We start from the raw sequence: 16,359 nt of genomic DNA on the forward strand, positions 1-16,359 counted from the left end.
CCGGGCGGGGGTCAAGAGAAGCGTGTGCTTGATCCGCGCTATGCTCAGTGGAACTGCTCTTCTTCGGTCGAGCCAGTCAGTGCGGTCACCGAGGACTTGCCGCCCTGGATCACGGTGGTGACATCATCGAAGTAGCCGGTGCCGACTTCCTGCTGGTGCGATACGAAGGTGTAGCCGCGGTCGCGTGCTGCGAATTCTGGCTCTTGTACTTTCTCGACATAGGCCGACATGCCGCGTGCCACGTAGTCCTGTGCCAGATCGAACATGTTGTACCACATGCTGTGAATGCCAGCCAGGGTGATGAACTGGTACTTGTAACCCATGGCGCCCAGTTCGCGCTGGAACTTGGCGATGGTCGCGTCGTCCAGGTTTTTCTTCCAGTTGAAAGAAGGCGAGCAGTTGTAGGCCAAGAGCTTGCCCGGGTGCTTGGCGTGTACCGCTTCAGCAAACTTGCGGGCAAATTCCAGATCCGGGGTGCCGGTTTCACACCATACCAGGTCAGCGTATTCGGCGTAGGCCACGGCGCGGCTGATGGCTTGTTCCAGACCTTTTTTGGTCTTGTAGAAGCCTTCTGCGGTGCGCTCGCCGGTCAGGAATGGCTTGTCGTTTTCGTCGTAGTCGCTGGTCAACAGGTCAGCGGCTTCGGCATCGGTACGCGCGATCACCAGGGTTGGCACGCCGTAAACGTCGGCAGCCATACGGGCCGCGATCAGTTTCTGTACGGCTTCCTGGGTTGGAACCAGTACCTTGCCGCCCATGTGGCCGCACTTCTTAACGGAAGCGAGCTGGTCTTCAAAGTGAACACCACCTGCGCCGGCGCGGATCATGGCCTTCATCAGTTCGTAAGCGTTCAGTACGCCGCCGAAACCGGCTTCAGCATCTGCCACGATAGGGGCGTAGTAGTCGACAAAGCCGGCATCACCCTGCTCAACACCTTTGGAGTGCTGGATTTCGTCAGCGCGGGTAAAGGCGTTATTGATGCGCTCAACTACCTTAGGCACCGAGTCAACTGGATACAGCGACTGGTCCGGATACATGGCCGAATATTCGTTGTTGTCAGCAGCAACCTGCCAGCCCGACAGGTAGATTGCTTTGATGCCAGCCTTAACTTGCTGCATGGCTTGGCCGCCGGTCAGCGCGCCCAGGCAGTTGATGTAAGGCTCGTTGTTGACCAGACCCCACAGCTTTTCTGCACCGCGGCGGGCCAGGCTGTATTCATTCTGTACGGAGCCGCGCAGGCGCTCAACATCAGCGGCGGTGTAGCCGCGCTTGATGCCTTTCCAACGTGGATTGGTATCCCAGTCGTGCTGAATGGCGGCGATGCGTTGTTCGCGAGTAGTCATGTGTAGGTCCTTAAAGTTTCGATGCAGTTCTATCCAGCCGGTTGCGACCGGCCATCCTTTGTTTTTGCTTATGCCGGACTTGTTGCCGGCGGGCGGGCTGCGCTTTATATCCGTAGCTTTTTTGCTGAACAGACGGGTTCCGGGGTGGGGGAGCCGTCTGTCTGTTGCTTGCCTCTGTGACATGATTAAAACATAAAAAAAAAAGCCTGTGTGCAACGCAGCAAATAAAATTGCTTTGTTTTCAAATGCTAACAAAGCAATGCGCAAACACGATAGAACTGATGTTTGAATTGTGCGTTTCCGAACAATGGACAGGGCTGAATGCGCATTTAGCTTACGGGCTTGAATTATCGGCAGTAGCCCTTAACTTGGAACGGGACAAGCCAGTAAGGTGTTTGATAAGCATATCCAGCTCGAGGAGCCGTTTAAAAATGCAGGAAAATCTCAATACACAAAATGTAGAACCTCATAACGAAGCTGCACTGGAGCCGGTCGAGGAGTTGTCCTTGCCGGATCTGTCCGATGAGGCCGTTGCGCGCATCAATGATCTGGAAGCCGAAATCGCGACGCTGAAAGACCAGTATCTGCGTTCCCTGGCTGATCTGGAAAACCTGCGTCGCCGCTCGCAAGAGGACGTGGCTGCCGCGCATAAATACGCGATCAACAAATTTTTGCTGGAAATGCTGCCGGTCAAGGACAGCCTGGAAATGGCGGTACAGGATCAGAGCGGCCAGTTTGACAATATCAAGTTCGGTGTCGATCTGACGCTTAAGCAACTGGTTGCCGCCTTTGAAAAGTCCCAGATCAGCGAGATCAATCCGCTGGGGCAGAGGCTGGACCCGCATCAGCATGCGGCGATGAGCATGGAAGAGTCGGATGCCGAAGCTGGCACCGTAATCCGTGTGCTACAAAAGGGCTACCTTGTGGCCGAGCGCGTACTGCGCCCCGCCATGGTGGTGGTGGCCAAGGAAAAAGCATAAATCCTGCGTTTTCGCCTCTTGAAAAACATGGGATAGCCAATATCTTGAAACGCATGGCTGGATGCTAAGAGCAATCCTGAAGTCGTGCTACAGAACACATAAAAGGACAAAGAATCATGGGAAAAATTATCGGTATTGACCTGGGTACAACCAACTCCTGCGTTGCAGTGATTGAAGGTGGTGCACCTAAGGTCATTGAAAACGCGGAAGGCACCCGTACCACCCCTTCCATCATCGCTTATGTCGAAGATGGCGAAATTCTGGTCGGTGCTCCGGCCAAGCGTCAGGCAGTAACCAACCCTAAGAACACGCTGTATGCGATCAAGCGCCTGATCGGCCATCGCTTTGAAGACAAAGAAGTACAGAAAGACATCGAACTGATGCCTTTCGAAATCATGAAAGCCAAGAACGGCGATGCATGGGTCAAGGTGCGTGACCAGGAACTGGCACCGCCACAGATCTCGGCTGAAGTGCTGCGCAAGATGAAAAAGGCGGCCGAAGACTATCTGGGCGAAGAAGTGACCGAAGCGGTGATTACCGTACCGGCTTACTTCAACGACAGCCAGCGTCAGGCGACCAAGGATGCAGGCCGTATTGCCGGTCTGGACGTGAAGCGCATCATCAACGAACCGACCGCAGCCGCACTGGCTTTTGGTCTGGCCAAGCTGGAAGGCGACCGCAAGATTGCCGTCTATGACTTGGGTGGTGGTACGTTTGACGTGTCCATTATTGAAATCGCCGATGTAGACGGCGAACACCAGTTCGAAGTGTTGTCGACCAACGGCGACACCTTCCTGGGTGGTGAAGACTTCGACCAGCGCGTGATCGATTACATCGTGACCGAGTTCAAGAAGGAGCAGGGTGTAGACCTGAAGCAGGACGTCATGGCGCTGCAGCGTCTGAAGGAAGCTGCTGAAAAAGCCAAGATCGAACTGTCGTCGACCCAGCAGACTGAAGTGAACCTGCCTTACATCACCATGGATGCGACCGGTCCTAAGCACCTGGCGATGAAGATTACCCGCGCCAAGTTCGAGTCCCTGGTGGAAGACCTGGTTGACCGTACCATCGAGCCATGCCGTATCGCACTGAAAGATGCCGGCCTGTCGATCTCCGATATCGACGACGTGATTCTGGTGGGTGGCCAGACCCGTATGCCTAAGGTGCAGGACAAGGTTAAAGAGTTCTTCGGCAAAGAAGCGCGTAAGGATGTGAACCCGGACGAAGCCGTTGCCGTGGGCGCCGCGCTGCAAGGCTCGGTGCTGTCTGGTGACCGCAAGGACGTGCTGCTGCTGGACGTGACCCCGCTGTCGCTGGGTATCGAGACCATGGGCGGCGTGATGACCAAGCTGATCCAGAAGAACACCACCATTCCGACCAAGGCACAGCAGGTGTTCTCCACCGCTGACGACAACCAGACGGCCGTGACCATTCACGTGCTGCAGGGCGAGCGTGAAAAAGCTGCGGCCAACAAGTCGCTGGGCCAGTTCAACCTGTCCGATATTCCGCCAGCGCCACGTGGTCTGCCGCAGATTGAAGTTGCCTTCAATATCGACGCCAACGGTATCTTGCACGTATCGGCTAAAGACAAGGGCACCGGCAAGGAAGCCACCATCACCATCCAGGCGTCCAGCGGTCTGTCCGAAGACGAAATCCAGCGCATGGTGCAGGATGCCGAGGCGAATGCCGAAGAAGACCAGAAGCTGCACGAGCTGGTCCAGTCGCGTAACCATGGCGAAACGCTGGTACACAGCGTGAAGAAATCGCTGGTTGACTACGGTGACAAGGTGTCCGCCGAAGAGAAAGCCACGATTGAAGCTGCACTGAAAGAAGCCGAAGAAGCACTGAAGGGCGAAGACAAGGCCGCTATCGATGCCAAAGTTGAAGCACTGATGACCGCTTCGCACAAGCTGGCTGAAATGATGTACGCGCAAACCCAGGGCGAAGCTCAGGGCGCCGGCGCGGCTCAGCCTGCAGCCAAGGAAGACGGCGATGTAGTGGATGCCGAGTTCGAGGAAGTAAAGGACAAGAAGCAGTAAGTCTTAGTCCTTGAGTGCGAAGGCACAGCCACCGGTATTCAACGATACCGGTAGTTGTGCCTTCGTTGTAACTGCTGATGAATTCGGCTGTTGTATGCAGCCAGATGGTGTGAACAAGAATGTCAAAACGTGATTTGTACGATGTGCTCGGCATTAACCGTGACGCGTCCGAAGACGAAATCAAAAAGGCTTACCGCAAGCTGGCGATGAAATATCACCCGGACCGTAATCCGGACAGCAAGGAAGCCGAAGACAAGTTCAAAGAGGGTAAAGAGGCTTACGAAATCCTCTCTGATGCGCAAAAGCGCAGCGCCTATGACCAGTTCGGCCATGCCGGGGTTGATCCGCAGTCCGGCATGGGCGGTGGTGGCGGCGCTGGCGGCTTTGGCGGCTTTGGCGACTTTGGCGATATCTTCAGCGATATCTTTGGCGGCGGGCGTGGCGGTAATGGCGGCGGGCGTTCCAATGTCTATCGCGGCGCCGACTTGCGTTACAACATGGATATCACGCTGGAAGAAGCGGCGCGCGGTTGCGAGAAAAAAATCCGCATCCCTAGCCATGAAGACTGCGATACCTGCCATGGCAGTGGCGCCAAGCCGGGCACTCAGCCCAAGACCTGCTCCACCTGTGGTGGTCACGGTCAGGTGCGCATGAGCCAGGGCTTCTTCTCCATTCAGCAGACCTGCCCGACCTGTCACGGCAGCGGTAAGGAAATCACCGACAAGTGTCCGAAGTGTCATGGCGCAGGCCAGATCAAGACGCACAAGACACTGAACGTCAAGATTCCGGCGGGTGTGGATGAGGGCGACCGTATCCGTCTGTCGGGCGAGGGCGAGCCGGGCCAGAATGGTGGCCCGTCGGGCGACCTGTATGTGGTGACCCATATCAAGCCGCATGCGGTATTCCAGCGTGACGGCTCCGACCTGCACTGCGAGATGCCGATTTCGTTTGCCAAGGCAGCCTTGGGTGGCGAAATCGAGATTCCGACGCTGGACGGCATGGCCAAGGTCAAGATTGCGGCCGAAACCCAGTCCGGTCGTGTTTACCGCTTGCGCGGTAAAGGCATCAAGGCCGTGCGCGGCAGTGATGTTGGCGACCTGATGTGCCACGTGGTCATCGAAACGCCGGTCAAGCTGACCGAGCGCCAGAAAGAACTGCTGCGCGAATTCGATGCCATCAGCCAGGGGGATGTGGCCATGCATAGCCCGCGCACCAAATCCTTTATGGACAAACTGAAAGACTTCTTCGGTTAAACCCTGCCTGGCAGGTGTCCTTATATAGCAACGGCAGCCATCTGGCTGCCGTTTTTCTTTGTGGCATATCTCGCGGGGTGTACGGTGTTATCAGGTTTTTTGTGGCGCTTAAGCCGGGTCATGCAAAACTTTATTTGCATAACTAGCGCGAGTGGCGCTATCTTCCGTCTTGCCATGGATGTGTACTGTCTATTTTATTCATTCGACGGTATTTATTCGGCAAACCGGTCTTGCCGGCAGGCGTGGCCATGAGCCACTACCCCAGGCAGGGGCAACAGGACGAGAAGAGAGCAGAAACTGATATGAACGAATTCGTGAACGCCGCCAATGGCATTATCTGGAGCCCGGCGCTGATTTATTTGTGCCTGGGCGTGGGCCTGTATTTCTCCATCCGCGGGCGCTTCTTGCAGGTGCGCCACGTCAAGGAAATGGTCAGGCTGATGTTTGATGGCAAGAGCTCGGATGCGGGCGTGTCATCCTTTCAGGCGCTGGCGATGACGCTGGCCGGCCGGGTGGGTACCGGTAATATCGCGGGTGTGGCAACCGCGATCACCTTCGGTGGCCCGGGTGCAGTGTTCTGGATGTGGATGGTGGCCTTTTTGGGCGCGAGCTCGGCTTTTGTCGAGTCGACGCTGGGCCAGATCTACAAGGAAAAGATTGACGGCCAGTATCGTGGCGGCCCCGCCTTCTATATCGAGAAGGGTCTGGGCATGAAGCGCTACGCCTTCGTGTTTGCGCTGGTGACCATTTTTGCCTGCGGCGTGCTGTTGCCGGGCGTGCAGGCCAACTCCATTGCCGCCGGCCTGCAATCGGCTTTCGGTCTGGAAACGACCGTTACTGCCGCCATTCTTGCCATTATTCTGGGCTTTATCATCTTCGGTGGCGTGAAGCGTATCGCGTCGTTTGCCGAGGTTGTGGTGCCGTTTATGGCGCTGGGCTACATCATCGTGGCCTGTGTGATCATCGCGCTTAACATCCATATGTTGCCGGGCGTGCTCGCGCTGATCTTCAAGAGCGCTTTTGGCATGGAAGCAGGCTTTGGCGCGATTCTGGGTATGGCGATCCAGTGGGGCGTGAAGCGCGGCGTTTACTCCAATGAAGCCGGCCAGGGTACCGGCCCGCACGCCTCCAGTGCCGCTGCCGTATCCCACCCGGCCAAGCAGGGTCTGGTGCAGGCGTTCTCTGTGTATATCGATACCCTGTTCGTGTGCTCGGCCACTGCCTTCATGCTGCTGATTACCGGCCAGTACAATGTGCAAGGCCCGGACGGGCAGGCACTGTACACCGGTATTGCTGGTGTAGCCGCCGGCCCGGGCTATGTACAGACCGCGATGGAACACATCATGCCGGGCTTTGGTTCCATTTTTGTCGCCACGGCTTTGTTCTTCTTCGCCTTTACCACGATTGTGGCTTACTACTACATCGCCGAAACCAATATTGCCTATATCAACCGCAAGGTTCAGCGCCCATGGCTGACTTTTGTGCTGAAGGTCGCCCTGATGGCAGCTACGGTCTATGGCACGGTCAAAACCGCCGATCTGGCTTGGGGCATGGGGGATATCGGTGTTGGCCTGATGGCTTGGCTGAATATCACCGCCATTATCCTGCTGCAAAAGCCGGCCTTTATCGCGTTGCGCGATTATGAGGCGCAGCGCGCACAGGGTCTGGACCCGGTGTTCCATCCGGAAAAGCTGGGCATCAAGAATGCCGACTACTGGACGGGTCATCGTGCCGAAGACAATCTGGAAGACGAGCAGCGTCAAGCTGCAGGCAAGCAGCCTTTGCATCAGCAATAAGTTTTTCCCCGGGCCGCTTACGCAGGGTGGCCGCAGGTAGCTGATGGGAATACAATTCCTGCGTCCTGACCGGGGCTTGCCCCGGTTTTTCTATTGTCCGGGAGCGCGCATGGATTTTCTGCATTCAACCTGGTTCTGGTGTGTGGTTGCCGCCGCTCCTTTTGTCATTGTGGTCAGTACGCTGGCACGACTGGCGCGGCAAGAGCCGCCACCGGTGTTGCCGCCCGGCGTCAGCCCGGGCACCTACCGGCGCAATGAGGCACTGGATACCGAAGCGCAGGATAACGACCCGCATGCCGATGCCGCGCCCCAGACGCCGGCCGGCCAGACAGAAAGGTAAGTTCATGATTTTTGCCAACCGCTATTTTCCCGCGACCCGTTTGCGCCGCATGCGCAAGGACGATTTTTCCCGCCGTCTGATGCGTGAAAACGTGCTCACCACCAATGATCTGATCTATCCGGTGTTTGTGCTGGAAGGCGAGAATCGCGAACAGGCGGTGTCATCGATGCCGGGCGTCACGCGCCAGAGTCTGGACAAATTGCTGTATACCGCCGAAGAAGCGCTCAAGCTGGGCATTCCCATGCTGTCCATCTTCCCGGTGATCGAGACCGGCAAAAACAACGAAGCCACCGAAGCCTACAACCCCGAAGGGCTGGTGCCGACCGTGGTGCGCGAACTGAAGTCGCGCTTCCCCGAGCTTGGCCTGATGACCGATGTGGCGCTGGATCCTTACACCATTCATGGTCAGGACGGGCTGATTAACGAAGCCGGCTATGTGCTCAACGACGAGACCACCGCCATTCTGGTCAAGCAGGCGCTTTGCCACGCCGAAGCCGGTGCCGATATGGTCGGCCCATCCGACATGATGGACGGACGCATCGGCGCCATCCGCGAGGCGCTGGAAGAAGAGGGCTTTATCCATACCAAAATCTTCGCCTACTCGGCCAAATACGCCTCCAGCTTCTACGGCCCGTTCCGCGATGCGGTAGGCAGCGCCGGCAATTTGGGCAAGGCCGACAAATACAGCTACCAGATGGACCCGGCCAATCTGGAAGAAGCGATTCAGGAAGTGGCGATGGATCTGGAAGAGGGCGCCGACATCATCATGGTCAAGCCGGGCATGCCCTATCTGGATGTGATCCGCCGCGTGAAAGACACCTTCCGCGTGCCGACTTACGCCTACCAAGTGTCGGGCGAATACGCGATGCTCAAGGCCGCCGCACAGAATGGCTGGCTGAATGAAGAAAAGTGCATGCTGGAAAGCCTGCTGGCGTTCAAACGCGCCGGCGCCGACGGCATCCTGACCTACTTCGCGCTGGATGCAGCGCGTCTGCTTAAGGCGTAGCGCACACCTGTCGTTCGCACGCCCTTTATCCGGGTGTGTAAAACGACCAAACCGCCCCGCAGGCCATGCTTGCGGGGCGGTTTGTTGTTGGGCGCGGCAGGGGAGGAGCCAATCCGCGCCACGCGCACATTTGTCCGGCAGGCCGGACACTCGCTTGACTTACCATGACTGAAAATAAATTGATGATGAAAAAATCCCTCTGCGGCGCACTGCTGCTTGGCACCTCTTGCATGGCGTTCGCCGCACCGATGTCAGAAAAACAGCTGGCTGAGGTGGTGGAACGTACCGTCACGCCACTGATGAAAGCGCAGGCCATTCCAGGTATGGCGGTGGCGGTGATTTATCAGGGCCAGCCGCACTATTTCACGTTTGGCAAAGCCGATGTGGCGGCGAACAAGCCCGTCACGCCGCAAACCGTGTTTGAGCTGGGTTCGATCAGCAAAACATTCACCGGCGTACTGGGCGGCGATGCCATCGCTCGCGGCGAGATTTCGCTGGACGATGCGGTAACGAAATATTGGCCCGAGCTGACGGGCAAGCAGTGGCGGGGCATCCGCATGCTGGATCTGGCAACGTATACCGCCGGTGGTCTGCCATTGCAGGTGCCGGATGAGGTGACCGACCATGCCTCGCTACTGGGTTTTTATCAGGCCTGGCAGCCACAGTGGGCTGCGGGCAGCATGCGCTTGTATGCAAACTCCAGCATCGGTCTTTTTGGCGCGCTGGCGGTCAAGCCTTCCGGCATGAGCTTCGAGCAGGCGATGACGCAGCGGGTCTTTAAGCCACTGAAGCTGGAGCATACGTGGATTAACGTGCCCAAAGCCGAAGAGACCCGCTACGCATGGGGATATCGCAATGGCAAGGCGGTCCACGTTTCGCCAGGCATGCTGGACGCCGAAGCGTATGGCGTGAAAACCAATGTGCAGGATATGGCCCGCTGGGTGATGGTCAATATGGACCCCGACACCGTGCCGGATGCCTCTTTGAAGCAGGGGATGGCGCTGGCGCAGTCACGCTACTGGCGCATCGGCGCGATGTACCAGGGGCTGGGCTGGGAAATGCTCGACTGGCCGGTAAAGGTCAAAACGCTGGCCAATGGCAGCGACAATAAGATGGCGCTGGCCGCCTTGCCTGCCGTCGCCGTGAATCCCCCGGCGCCACCGGTAAAAGCCTCATGGGTACATAAGACGGGCTCGACCGGCGGGTTTGGCGCTTATGCGGCGTTTATTCCTGAAAAGCAGCTCGGCATCGTGATGCTGGCAAATAAGAGCTACCCGAATCCGGCGCGAATTGAGGCGGCTTATCGAATCCTCAACGATCTGCGCCTGTCGTCCGCTGCTGAGTCTATCCCGCCTGCAAAACAGTAGGTTCGTGAACCAGCCGCTCATTTTTGGCTTCTTGCTCAAGTAGCGCGCTCGGGGCGTAAAACGACCAAACCGCCCCGCAGGCCATGCTTGCGGGGCGGTTTGTTGTTGGGGGGGGATTGCCGTCGCTCTCCACTGTAGGGCTAGGCGTCAATCGACACATTTTCTTGCTTTTGTTATTGCCCACTCAAACGGAACTGAGGAGCTGCTTTTTATAGATGTGGATTAATTGGCATTGCCATGGAACCGCAAATATTTAGATATTGCTGTTTCGATTTTCTTAATTGATGCATCAAAGTCTGCAAGTGCTGCATTCGCATCAAGAGCCATCTTTGATAAGAGCTCTGGATCACCTGCTAGACTGCCTCCACTTTCCTTGAGGCCAATGACTTTGAAAGAGCCTGAGTGAATTTTTTCGAGCATCTCAAAAATCTTCGATTCATCGGAAAACAAAAACTGAGACTCACGGCACGACCGAATGAACGCACGCTGTACTTCTTTGAAATCTTCATTTCGCTCACCCGGAGGGAGGGCTGATAGTTCTTGGAAGAACGTAATTGTGTTGGAGTAAACCTCAAAACGCCTGTTGTACAAATCTAGCCTTAATTTGTTCTGATTCGTTTTCCATTGTTGATATGCGACAAATGCGACAAAAATTGTAATTACGCTTGTGACGAATGGTGGCCCAATTGCAACTACATAGTCGAACAATTCGGGGCAAATTGATGTGCAGGTCATGGTGGTGTCTAACGCCCGCAGCACGCGCGGCTTTGTAGTGAAGGCGAAGCCGCAACGGAAAATCCATTGCTGTGCCTGCGTTTGTTAGGCCTTGGGTATTTGCTAAAAGAGACTATTGATTGCATAGCCACATGCCTTTAATTCCTTTGCCACTTCGGTTTTCCATGCGCCGAATGGATCCAAGCTAACGTATACGACACCACTTATATCATTCGGCTTCTCAATATCACCCTTCACGAGTGAGCATACGTTTTCTCTGCCTAGCTTTGCCATAAGGTAGCCATGCTCAAATACCACGTTTTGTCGCGCTCTATTTTTAGGACTAACATTCGATTCATGGACGCCGCGCCCTTGATCACAAGCGGTGTAAAGCACGAGCGCAAAATCCGCGTCATTGGAATAGTGTTCAATTTTTTCAATAATCGTCATGCCGGCGCTTGCTTGTTCATGCAAGATAATTGCTTCGAGACCCAGCTTTTCAATAAACCGGCTGACCTCTTGCTTCGCTTCATTATCGCGCCCATGAACAATAAAAACTTTCCGCTTGTTTCTGGCCACGGCTTTTGTCTGGTTCGGTAACACATTCTGAAAAGAGCCAACTTGTGAGGTCGGCTGTGCTGGTTGGCCAAACTCAAGCATATCAAGAACCGGGGTAAACTCCTCCGATAGATATGTTCTTCGCTCAGCATATTTCTCGAACTTCTGCTTGATGAATCCCCAGAAAGTGTCTAGGTTTCTGTGTTGCCTTAACCATTGAGGAAGATAAGGAGAAACAACGGGATTGCTTAACAATTGATAGCGCAAGATTTCAAACTCTCGTGAGTCAGCCGCCAACCCAGTAGCCCTCGACGTCAAAAGGTTCACAAGGTAGTTGACCTTATCGAAATCATTCTCTAAAAATTCGATACTCAAATTTAATTCCTTTGCTCAGTGCTATGCGCTTGTCTGGCCTAACGTGAAATATACACCTTTGCAGGTGTATATTTAGTTTGTCTGTGTGTATAACTCAGCATGCTACACGAATTTTTCATTGCTTTTCAAAGATGTTGGGGTTGCTGATGCCTGAAAGTACACCGCCAGATGGGACTGCCACGCTTGCTGGATGTGCTGCGAGAATCCCTTCATGTCAGGCATGACAGCCTGCGCACCGAGCAGCAATACGTGAATTGGGTGAGGCGCTTTTTGCGCTTTCACCATCATCGGCACCCGCGCGAGATGGGAGCTGCGGAGGTCAGCAGCTTTCTTACCCATCTGGCCGTTGAAGTGCGGTGGGTTAGCCGCTGGCGGCGTAACCCACCGGCGACTAGGCGGGGCTTGGTCAGTGGTGGGTTACGGCCTGCGGCCTAACCCACCCTACGCCGCCAACCCGCCCCGCGCAGCGGATACAAGGTCCTACGCAGCCGTATGCCGCTTCTGGCTGTGCACACCGCGCGCCTTGCACGCGCCGTGCGGGTGATGGATGAGCCGCCCCATGTAGCGGTAGCGGGCTGTCGTCAGCCTTGGCGAACGCGGCTTGGCCGCCGCTGCTGCGGATGCTCGGCCGTGCAGCCCTGTTGGTCCGCCGGCATTCATCTCTGTTGTGAAGCATATGCTTGCTTTCAAATATGCCGTTCTGCGCGTATTCTGACGCTCCTGCGCGGCGATGCTTTACCCGGCGCATCGATGCCGGCCGTGCCTAAATACACCGTGCTTATTCGGACAAGGACGCCATGAACAGAACCTATCTTGCCCATCTTGAGGCGACGCTGGCCCATATTCGCGCCGACGGTTTTGAAAAACCCGAACGCGTGATTGATTCGCCGCAAAGCGCCGATGTGACGCTGGCCGGCGGCCAGCATGTATTGAATTTCTGTGCCAACAACTATCTGGGTCTGGCCGATGATGCCCGCCTGATCGCTGCTGCCAAGCAGGGGCTGGATGATTATGGCTATGGCTGTGCTTCGGTACGCTTTATCTGCGGCACGCAAAGCGTGCACAAAAAGCTGGAGTCCGCGATCTCGGCTTTTCTGGATACCGACGACACCATCCTTTACTCCAGCTGCTTCGACGCCAATGGCGGCGTGTTCGAGACGCTGCTGGACGAACACGATGCGGTGATTTCGGATGCGCTGAATCACGCCTCGATTATCGATGGCGTGCGCCTGTGCAAGGCCAAGCGTTTCCGTTACGCCAATAACGATATGGCCGACCTTGAGGCGCAGCTGCAGGCCGCCGAAGCGGCCGGTGCCCGCTACAAGCTGATCGTGACCGATGGCGTGTTCTCGATGGACGGCATCATCGCCGACCTTAAGTCCATCTGCGATCTGGCCGACCGCTACGGTGCGCTGGTGATGGTGGACGACTCGCATGCGGTGGGCTTTATCGGTGAAACCGGTGCCGGCACGCCCGAGCGCTGCGGTGTTTCCGACCGTATCGATATTTACACCGGTACGCTGGGCAAGGCGCTGGGCGGCGCTTCCGGCGGTTATGTCTCCGGCCGCAAGGCGATTGTTGAACTGTTGCGTCAGCGCTCGCGCCCCTATCTGTTTTCCAACTCGCTGGCGCCGGCCATTACCGCCGCCAGCATTCGCGTGCTGGAAATACTGGCAAGCAAAGAGGGCGCGCAACTGCGCGCTGCGCTCACGCGCAATGCCGAGCATTTCCGCTCGGCGATGAGCGCGGCCGGTTTTACGCTGGTGCCGGGTGAGCATCCTATTATTCCGGTGATGCTGGGGGACGCGCGTCTGGCCGGCGAGATGTCGGCTGCGCTGCTGAAAGAAGGCATTTATGTAGTCGGCTTCTCTTTCCCGGTAGTGCCTAAGGGCAAGGCGCGCATTCGTACCCAGATGTCTGCCGCGCATACGCCTGAACAGATCGACCGTGTGGTCGCCGCCTTTACCAAGGTCGGCCGCGAACTGGGTGTGATTTAAGCTTGCCGTGCCGCAGCGGGCGATCCTTGCTGCGGCCATCGATAAAGAAGGATGTAAAAATGAAAGCACTTGCCAAGCTTACGCGCGCGCCCGGTCTGGTGATGACCGATGTGCCGATGCCCGAAGTTGGCCACAATGATTTGCTGATCAAGATCACCAAGACGGCGATCTGCGGCACCGATATCCATATCTGGAACTGGGACGAGTGGTCGCAAAAGACCATCCCGGTGCCGATGCATGTTGGTCACGAGTACGTCGGCGTGGTCGCCGGCATGGGCTCGGAAGTGAAGGGCTTCAAGATTGGCGATCGCGTCTCCGGTGAAGGCCACATTACCTGCGGCCACTGCCGCAACTGCCGCGCCGGCCGTCGCCATCTGTGCCGCAATACCATCGGGGTCGGCGTGAACCGCGCCGGTGCTTTTGCCGAGTATCTGGTGATTCCGGCTTTCAATGCTTTCCCGATTCCGGAAGGGATCTCGGACGATCTGGCCGCGGTGTTCGATCCGTTCGGCAATGCCGTGCATACCGCCCTGAGCTTCAATATGGTCGGTGAAGACGTGCTGATTACCGGTGCCGGCCCGATCGGCATTATGGCGGTCGCGGTGGCGCGCCATGTGGGCGCGCGCCATGTGGTGGTGACCGATGTCAACGAGTACCGTCTGGAGCTGGCCCGCAAGATGGGTGCCAGCCGCGCGGTCAATGTGGCGAAGGAAGACCTGAAGCAGGTGATGGGCGAACTGCATATGTGCGAGGGCTTCGATGTCGGCCTCGAGATGTCGGGCAATCCGCACGCCTTCCGCCAGATGCTGGAAACCATGAATAATGGCGGCAAGATCGCGCTGCTGGGTATTCCGCCGGCAGACACCGCGATTGACTGGAATCAGGTGATCTTCAAGGGTCTGGAGATCAAGGGTATTTACGGGCGCGAGATGTTCGAGACCTGGTACAAGATGGTGGCGCTGATCCAGTCCGGCCTCGATATCACGCCTATCATCACCCACCATTACAAGGTGGATGATTTCGAGCAGGGCTTCGCGGCCATGCTGTCGGGTCAGAGCGGCAAGGTCATTCTCGACTGGGAATAAGCGTTTTTTAGTTTCACCCGTCAAGGCCGGTGTCGCGTGACGCCGGCCTTGATGCTTATCAACGGGCAAAATGCCGTCTTCTGGCATGCTGACACAATGAACGACAATACACTGCAGACTTTTCCCCTTTCGCCATTGCAGGTGGCAGTTGTCGGCGCCGGCATCTCCGGGCTGTCTGCGGCCTGGTTTATGGCCGAGCAGGGCATGACGGTGCGCGTCTTCGAGTCTGGCGAACGGGTAGGCGGCAAGATCCGCAGCCTGAACCAGAACGGTGCGCTGTTTGAAGCCGGCCCCAATACCCTGATGGCCGGTGAGGCGCACTTGGCGTGGCTGGAACAGCTTGGGCTACAGGTCGAGTATCCGTCGGCACAATCGCGCCACCGCTTTGTGCTGAGTCAGGGGCGTTATCGCCGCCTGCCCGGCGGGCCCGGCGCGCTGTTGTTTGGCGACTTTTTCACCTCCGCGGCCAAGTGGCGCATGCTGAGCGAGCCGTTCCGGCGCAACCGTCCGGCGAGCCATCCCGAAACCGTGGCCGGCTTTTTCCGTCGCCGGCTGGGGGATGAAGTGCTGGCCCGTGCGGTGAATCCCTTTATCGGCGGGGTGTTTGCCGGGGATCCCGAACAGTTGCTGATCGATGAAACGCTGGGCATGCTGGCCGAGGTCGAGCGTACGTCCGGTTCGATCAGCGGCGGCATGTTGCGCAAGCTATTTAAGGGCGGCATGCAGCGGCGTAATACTTATTCGCTCAGCGGTGGTCTGGAAAGTCTGCCGCGTGCGCTGGCGCGTACGCTGGATGTGCGCTTGCATTGCCCGGTGACGGCCTTGCGCCCAAGTGGCGCGCTATGGCAAGTCGAGGCCGGCGGGCAGTGCCATCTGGCCGGGCAGGTGGTGCTGGCCTTGCCTGCTTTCGCGGCGGCGCGCCTGCTGGAGGAGATCGACGCCGAGGCGGCCGCGGCTTTCGCAGCCATTCGCTATGCGCCGATGACGGTGGTGGTCACGCGCCTGTGCGCTACCCAGGTGGCACGTCCGCTAGAGGGTTTTGGCGGCTTGAATCCGGCCGCGGAAGGCGCTTTTGCCGCCGGCCATTTGATGACCGGCGCACTGTATCCGGGGCGCTGTGCGCCAGGCGAGATGCTGATCACCAGCTTTGTCGGCGGCGCGCAGTATGCCGCGCATGCCGCTTTGGACGATGAGGCGTTGCTGGCAAGGCTGAACCGGGAGCTGGCAGAGGTGTTTGGCGTCAGCGGCGAGCCCTGCGAGCAGGTGGTGGTGCGCTGGCCCGAGGCCATCGCTCAAGGCAGCGTAGAAGTGCTGGCTGCCCGCGCCGCGGCCACGCGGCTGGCGGCACGCGGTATCCATGTGTGTGCGAGTTTTCTCGATGGCGTATCGGTGCCCGATTGTATGGACAAGGGTAAGAAGCTTGCCTTGCAACTGGCTGCTGCCTCGCCTTCTTTGCCCTGATTGGGTAAATAAGCGGTTTTCCTACCACGGCAGGGGCTTCTTCCCTGC

General features: G+C 57.2%; 14 protein-coding genes. 11 read left to right on the top strand and 3 right to left on the bottom strand.

Going from position 1 to position 16,359, the window contains the following annotated elements; genetic code table 11:
• Positions 1 to 44 precede the first annotated feature (44 nt).
• Entirely contained in the window at positions 45 to 1,343 is a 1,299-nt protein-coding gene (gene aceA / locus M3P88_RS14550) for an isocitrate lyase (protein ID WP_124736361.1), read from the bottom strand.
• A gap of 431 nt (positions 1,344 to 1,774) precedes the next feature.
• On the opposite strand from aceA, the gene grpE reads away from it, so the two are divergent.
• The 7 genes from grpE to ampC all read left to right on the top strand — a co-directional run bounded on the left by grpE (position 1,775) and on the right by ampC (position 10,121).
• The gene (grpE, locus tag M3P88_RS14555) at positions 1,775 to 2,323 is read left to right on the top strand and encodes a nucleotide exchange factor GrpE (RefSeq protein ID WP_249616721.1); all 549 of its coding nucleotides are present in this window, start codon (positions 1,775 to 1,777) and stop codon (positions 2,321 to 2,323) included.
• Positions 2,324 to 2,439: 116 nt separating this feature from the next.
• Complete coding sequence (gene dnaK, locus M3P88_RS14560; RefSeq protein ID WP_249616722.1) at positions 2,440 to 4,359, top strand: molecular chaperone DnaK; 1,920 nt, start codon at positions 2,440 to 2,442, stop codon at positions 4,357 to 4,359.
• A gap of 119 nt (positions 4,360 to 4,478) precedes the next feature.
• Entirely contained in the window at positions 4,479 to 5,612 is a 1,134-nt protein-coding gene (gene dnaJ, locus M3P88_RS14565; protein ID WP_124736358.1) for a molecular chaperone DnaJ, read from the top strand.
• Between the two features lie 248 nt (positions 5,613 to 5,860).
• Positions 5,861 to 7,408: an alanine/glycine:cation symporter family protein gene (locus M3P88_RS14570; RefSeq protein WP_502798960.1), complete on the top strand. Its 1,548-nt coding sequence runs from the start codon at positions 5,861 to 5,863 to the stop codon at positions 7,406 to 7,408.
• A 109-nt stretch (positions 7,409 to 7,517) separates the two neighbouring features.
• Complete coding sequence (locus tag M3P88_RS14575) at positions 7,518 to 7,748, top strand: hypothetical protein (protein WP_249616723.1); 231 nt, start codon at positions 7,518 to 7,520, stop codon at positions 7,746 to 7,748.
• Between the two features lie 4 nt (positions 7,749 to 7,752).
• On the top strand, positions 7,753 to 8,754 hold the full coding sequence (gene hemB / locus M3P88_RS14580; protein ID WP_249616724.1) for a porphobilinogen synthase: 1,002 nt from the start codon (positions 7,753 to 7,755) through the stop codon (positions 8,752 to 8,754).
• Positions 8,755 to 8,936: 182 nt separating this feature from the next.
• Positions 8,937 to 10,121: a CMY2/MIR/ACT/EC family class C beta-lactamase gene (gene ampC / locus M3P88_RS14585; protein WP_249616740.1), complete on the top strand. Its 1,185-nt coding sequence runs from the start codon at positions 8,937 to 8,939 to the stop codon at positions 10,119 to 10,121.
• Between the two features lie 222 nt (positions 10,122 to 10,343).
• Here the strand turns inward: ampC and M3P88_RS14590 are convergent, their stop codons facing one another.
• Both M3P88_RS14590 and M3P88_RS14595 read right to left on the bottom strand, forming a co-directional pair.
• Positions 10,344 to 10,880: a hypothetical protein gene (locus M3P88_RS14590; protein WP_249616725.1), complete on the bottom strand. Its 537-nt coding sequence runs from the start codon at positions 10,878 to 10,880 to the stop codon at positions 10,344 to 10,346.
• Between the two features lie 78 nt (positions 10,881 to 10,958).
• On the bottom strand, positions 10,959 to 11,768 hold the full coding sequence (locus M3P88_RS14595) for a TIR domain-containing protein (RefSeq protein ID WP_249616726.1): 810 nt from the start codon (positions 11,766 to 11,768) through the stop codon (positions 10,959 to 10,961).
• 168 nt (positions 11,769 to 11,936) lie between these two features.
• Here M3P88_RS14595 and M3P88_RS16100 point away from each other — a divergent pair, with 168 nt between their 5' ends.
• From M3P88_RS16100 to hemG, 4 genes are all read left to right on the top strand, one after another.
• Positions 11,937 to 12,203: a site-specific integrase gene (locus tag M3P88_RS16100; RefSeq protein WP_502798961.1), complete on the top strand. Its 267-nt coding sequence runs from the start codon at positions 11,937 to 11,939 to the stop codon at positions 12,201 to 12,203.
• 362 nt (positions 12,204 to 12,565) lie between these two features.
• On the top strand, positions 12,566 to 13,765 hold the full coding sequence (locus M3P88_RS14605) for a glycine C-acetyltransferase (protein ID WP_249616728.1): 1,200 nt from the start codon (positions 12,566 to 12,568) through the stop codon (positions 13,763 to 13,765).
• Between the two features lie 59 nt (positions 13,766 to 13,824).
• On the top strand, positions 13,825 to 14,850 hold the full coding sequence (gene tdh / locus M3P88_RS14610) for an L-threonine 3-dehydrogenase (RefSeq protein WP_249616729.1): 1,026 nt from the start codon (positions 13,825 to 13,827) through the stop codon (positions 14,848 to 14,850).
• Between the two features lie 96 nt (positions 14,851 to 14,946).
• On the top strand, positions 14,947 to 16,311 hold the full coding sequence (gene hemG, locus M3P88_RS14615) for a protoporphyrinogen oxidase (RefSeq protein WP_249616730.1): 1,365 nt from the start codon (positions 14,947 to 14,949) through the stop codon (positions 16,309 to 16,311).
• Positions 16,312 to 16,359: the final 48 nt, after the last annotated feature.

The sequence above is a fragment of the Craterilacuibacter sp. RT1T genome (assembly GCF_023502145.1).
Classification (GTDB): domain Bacteria; phylum Pseudomonadota; class Gammaproteobacteria; order Burkholderiales; family Chromobacteriaceae; genus Craterilacuibacter.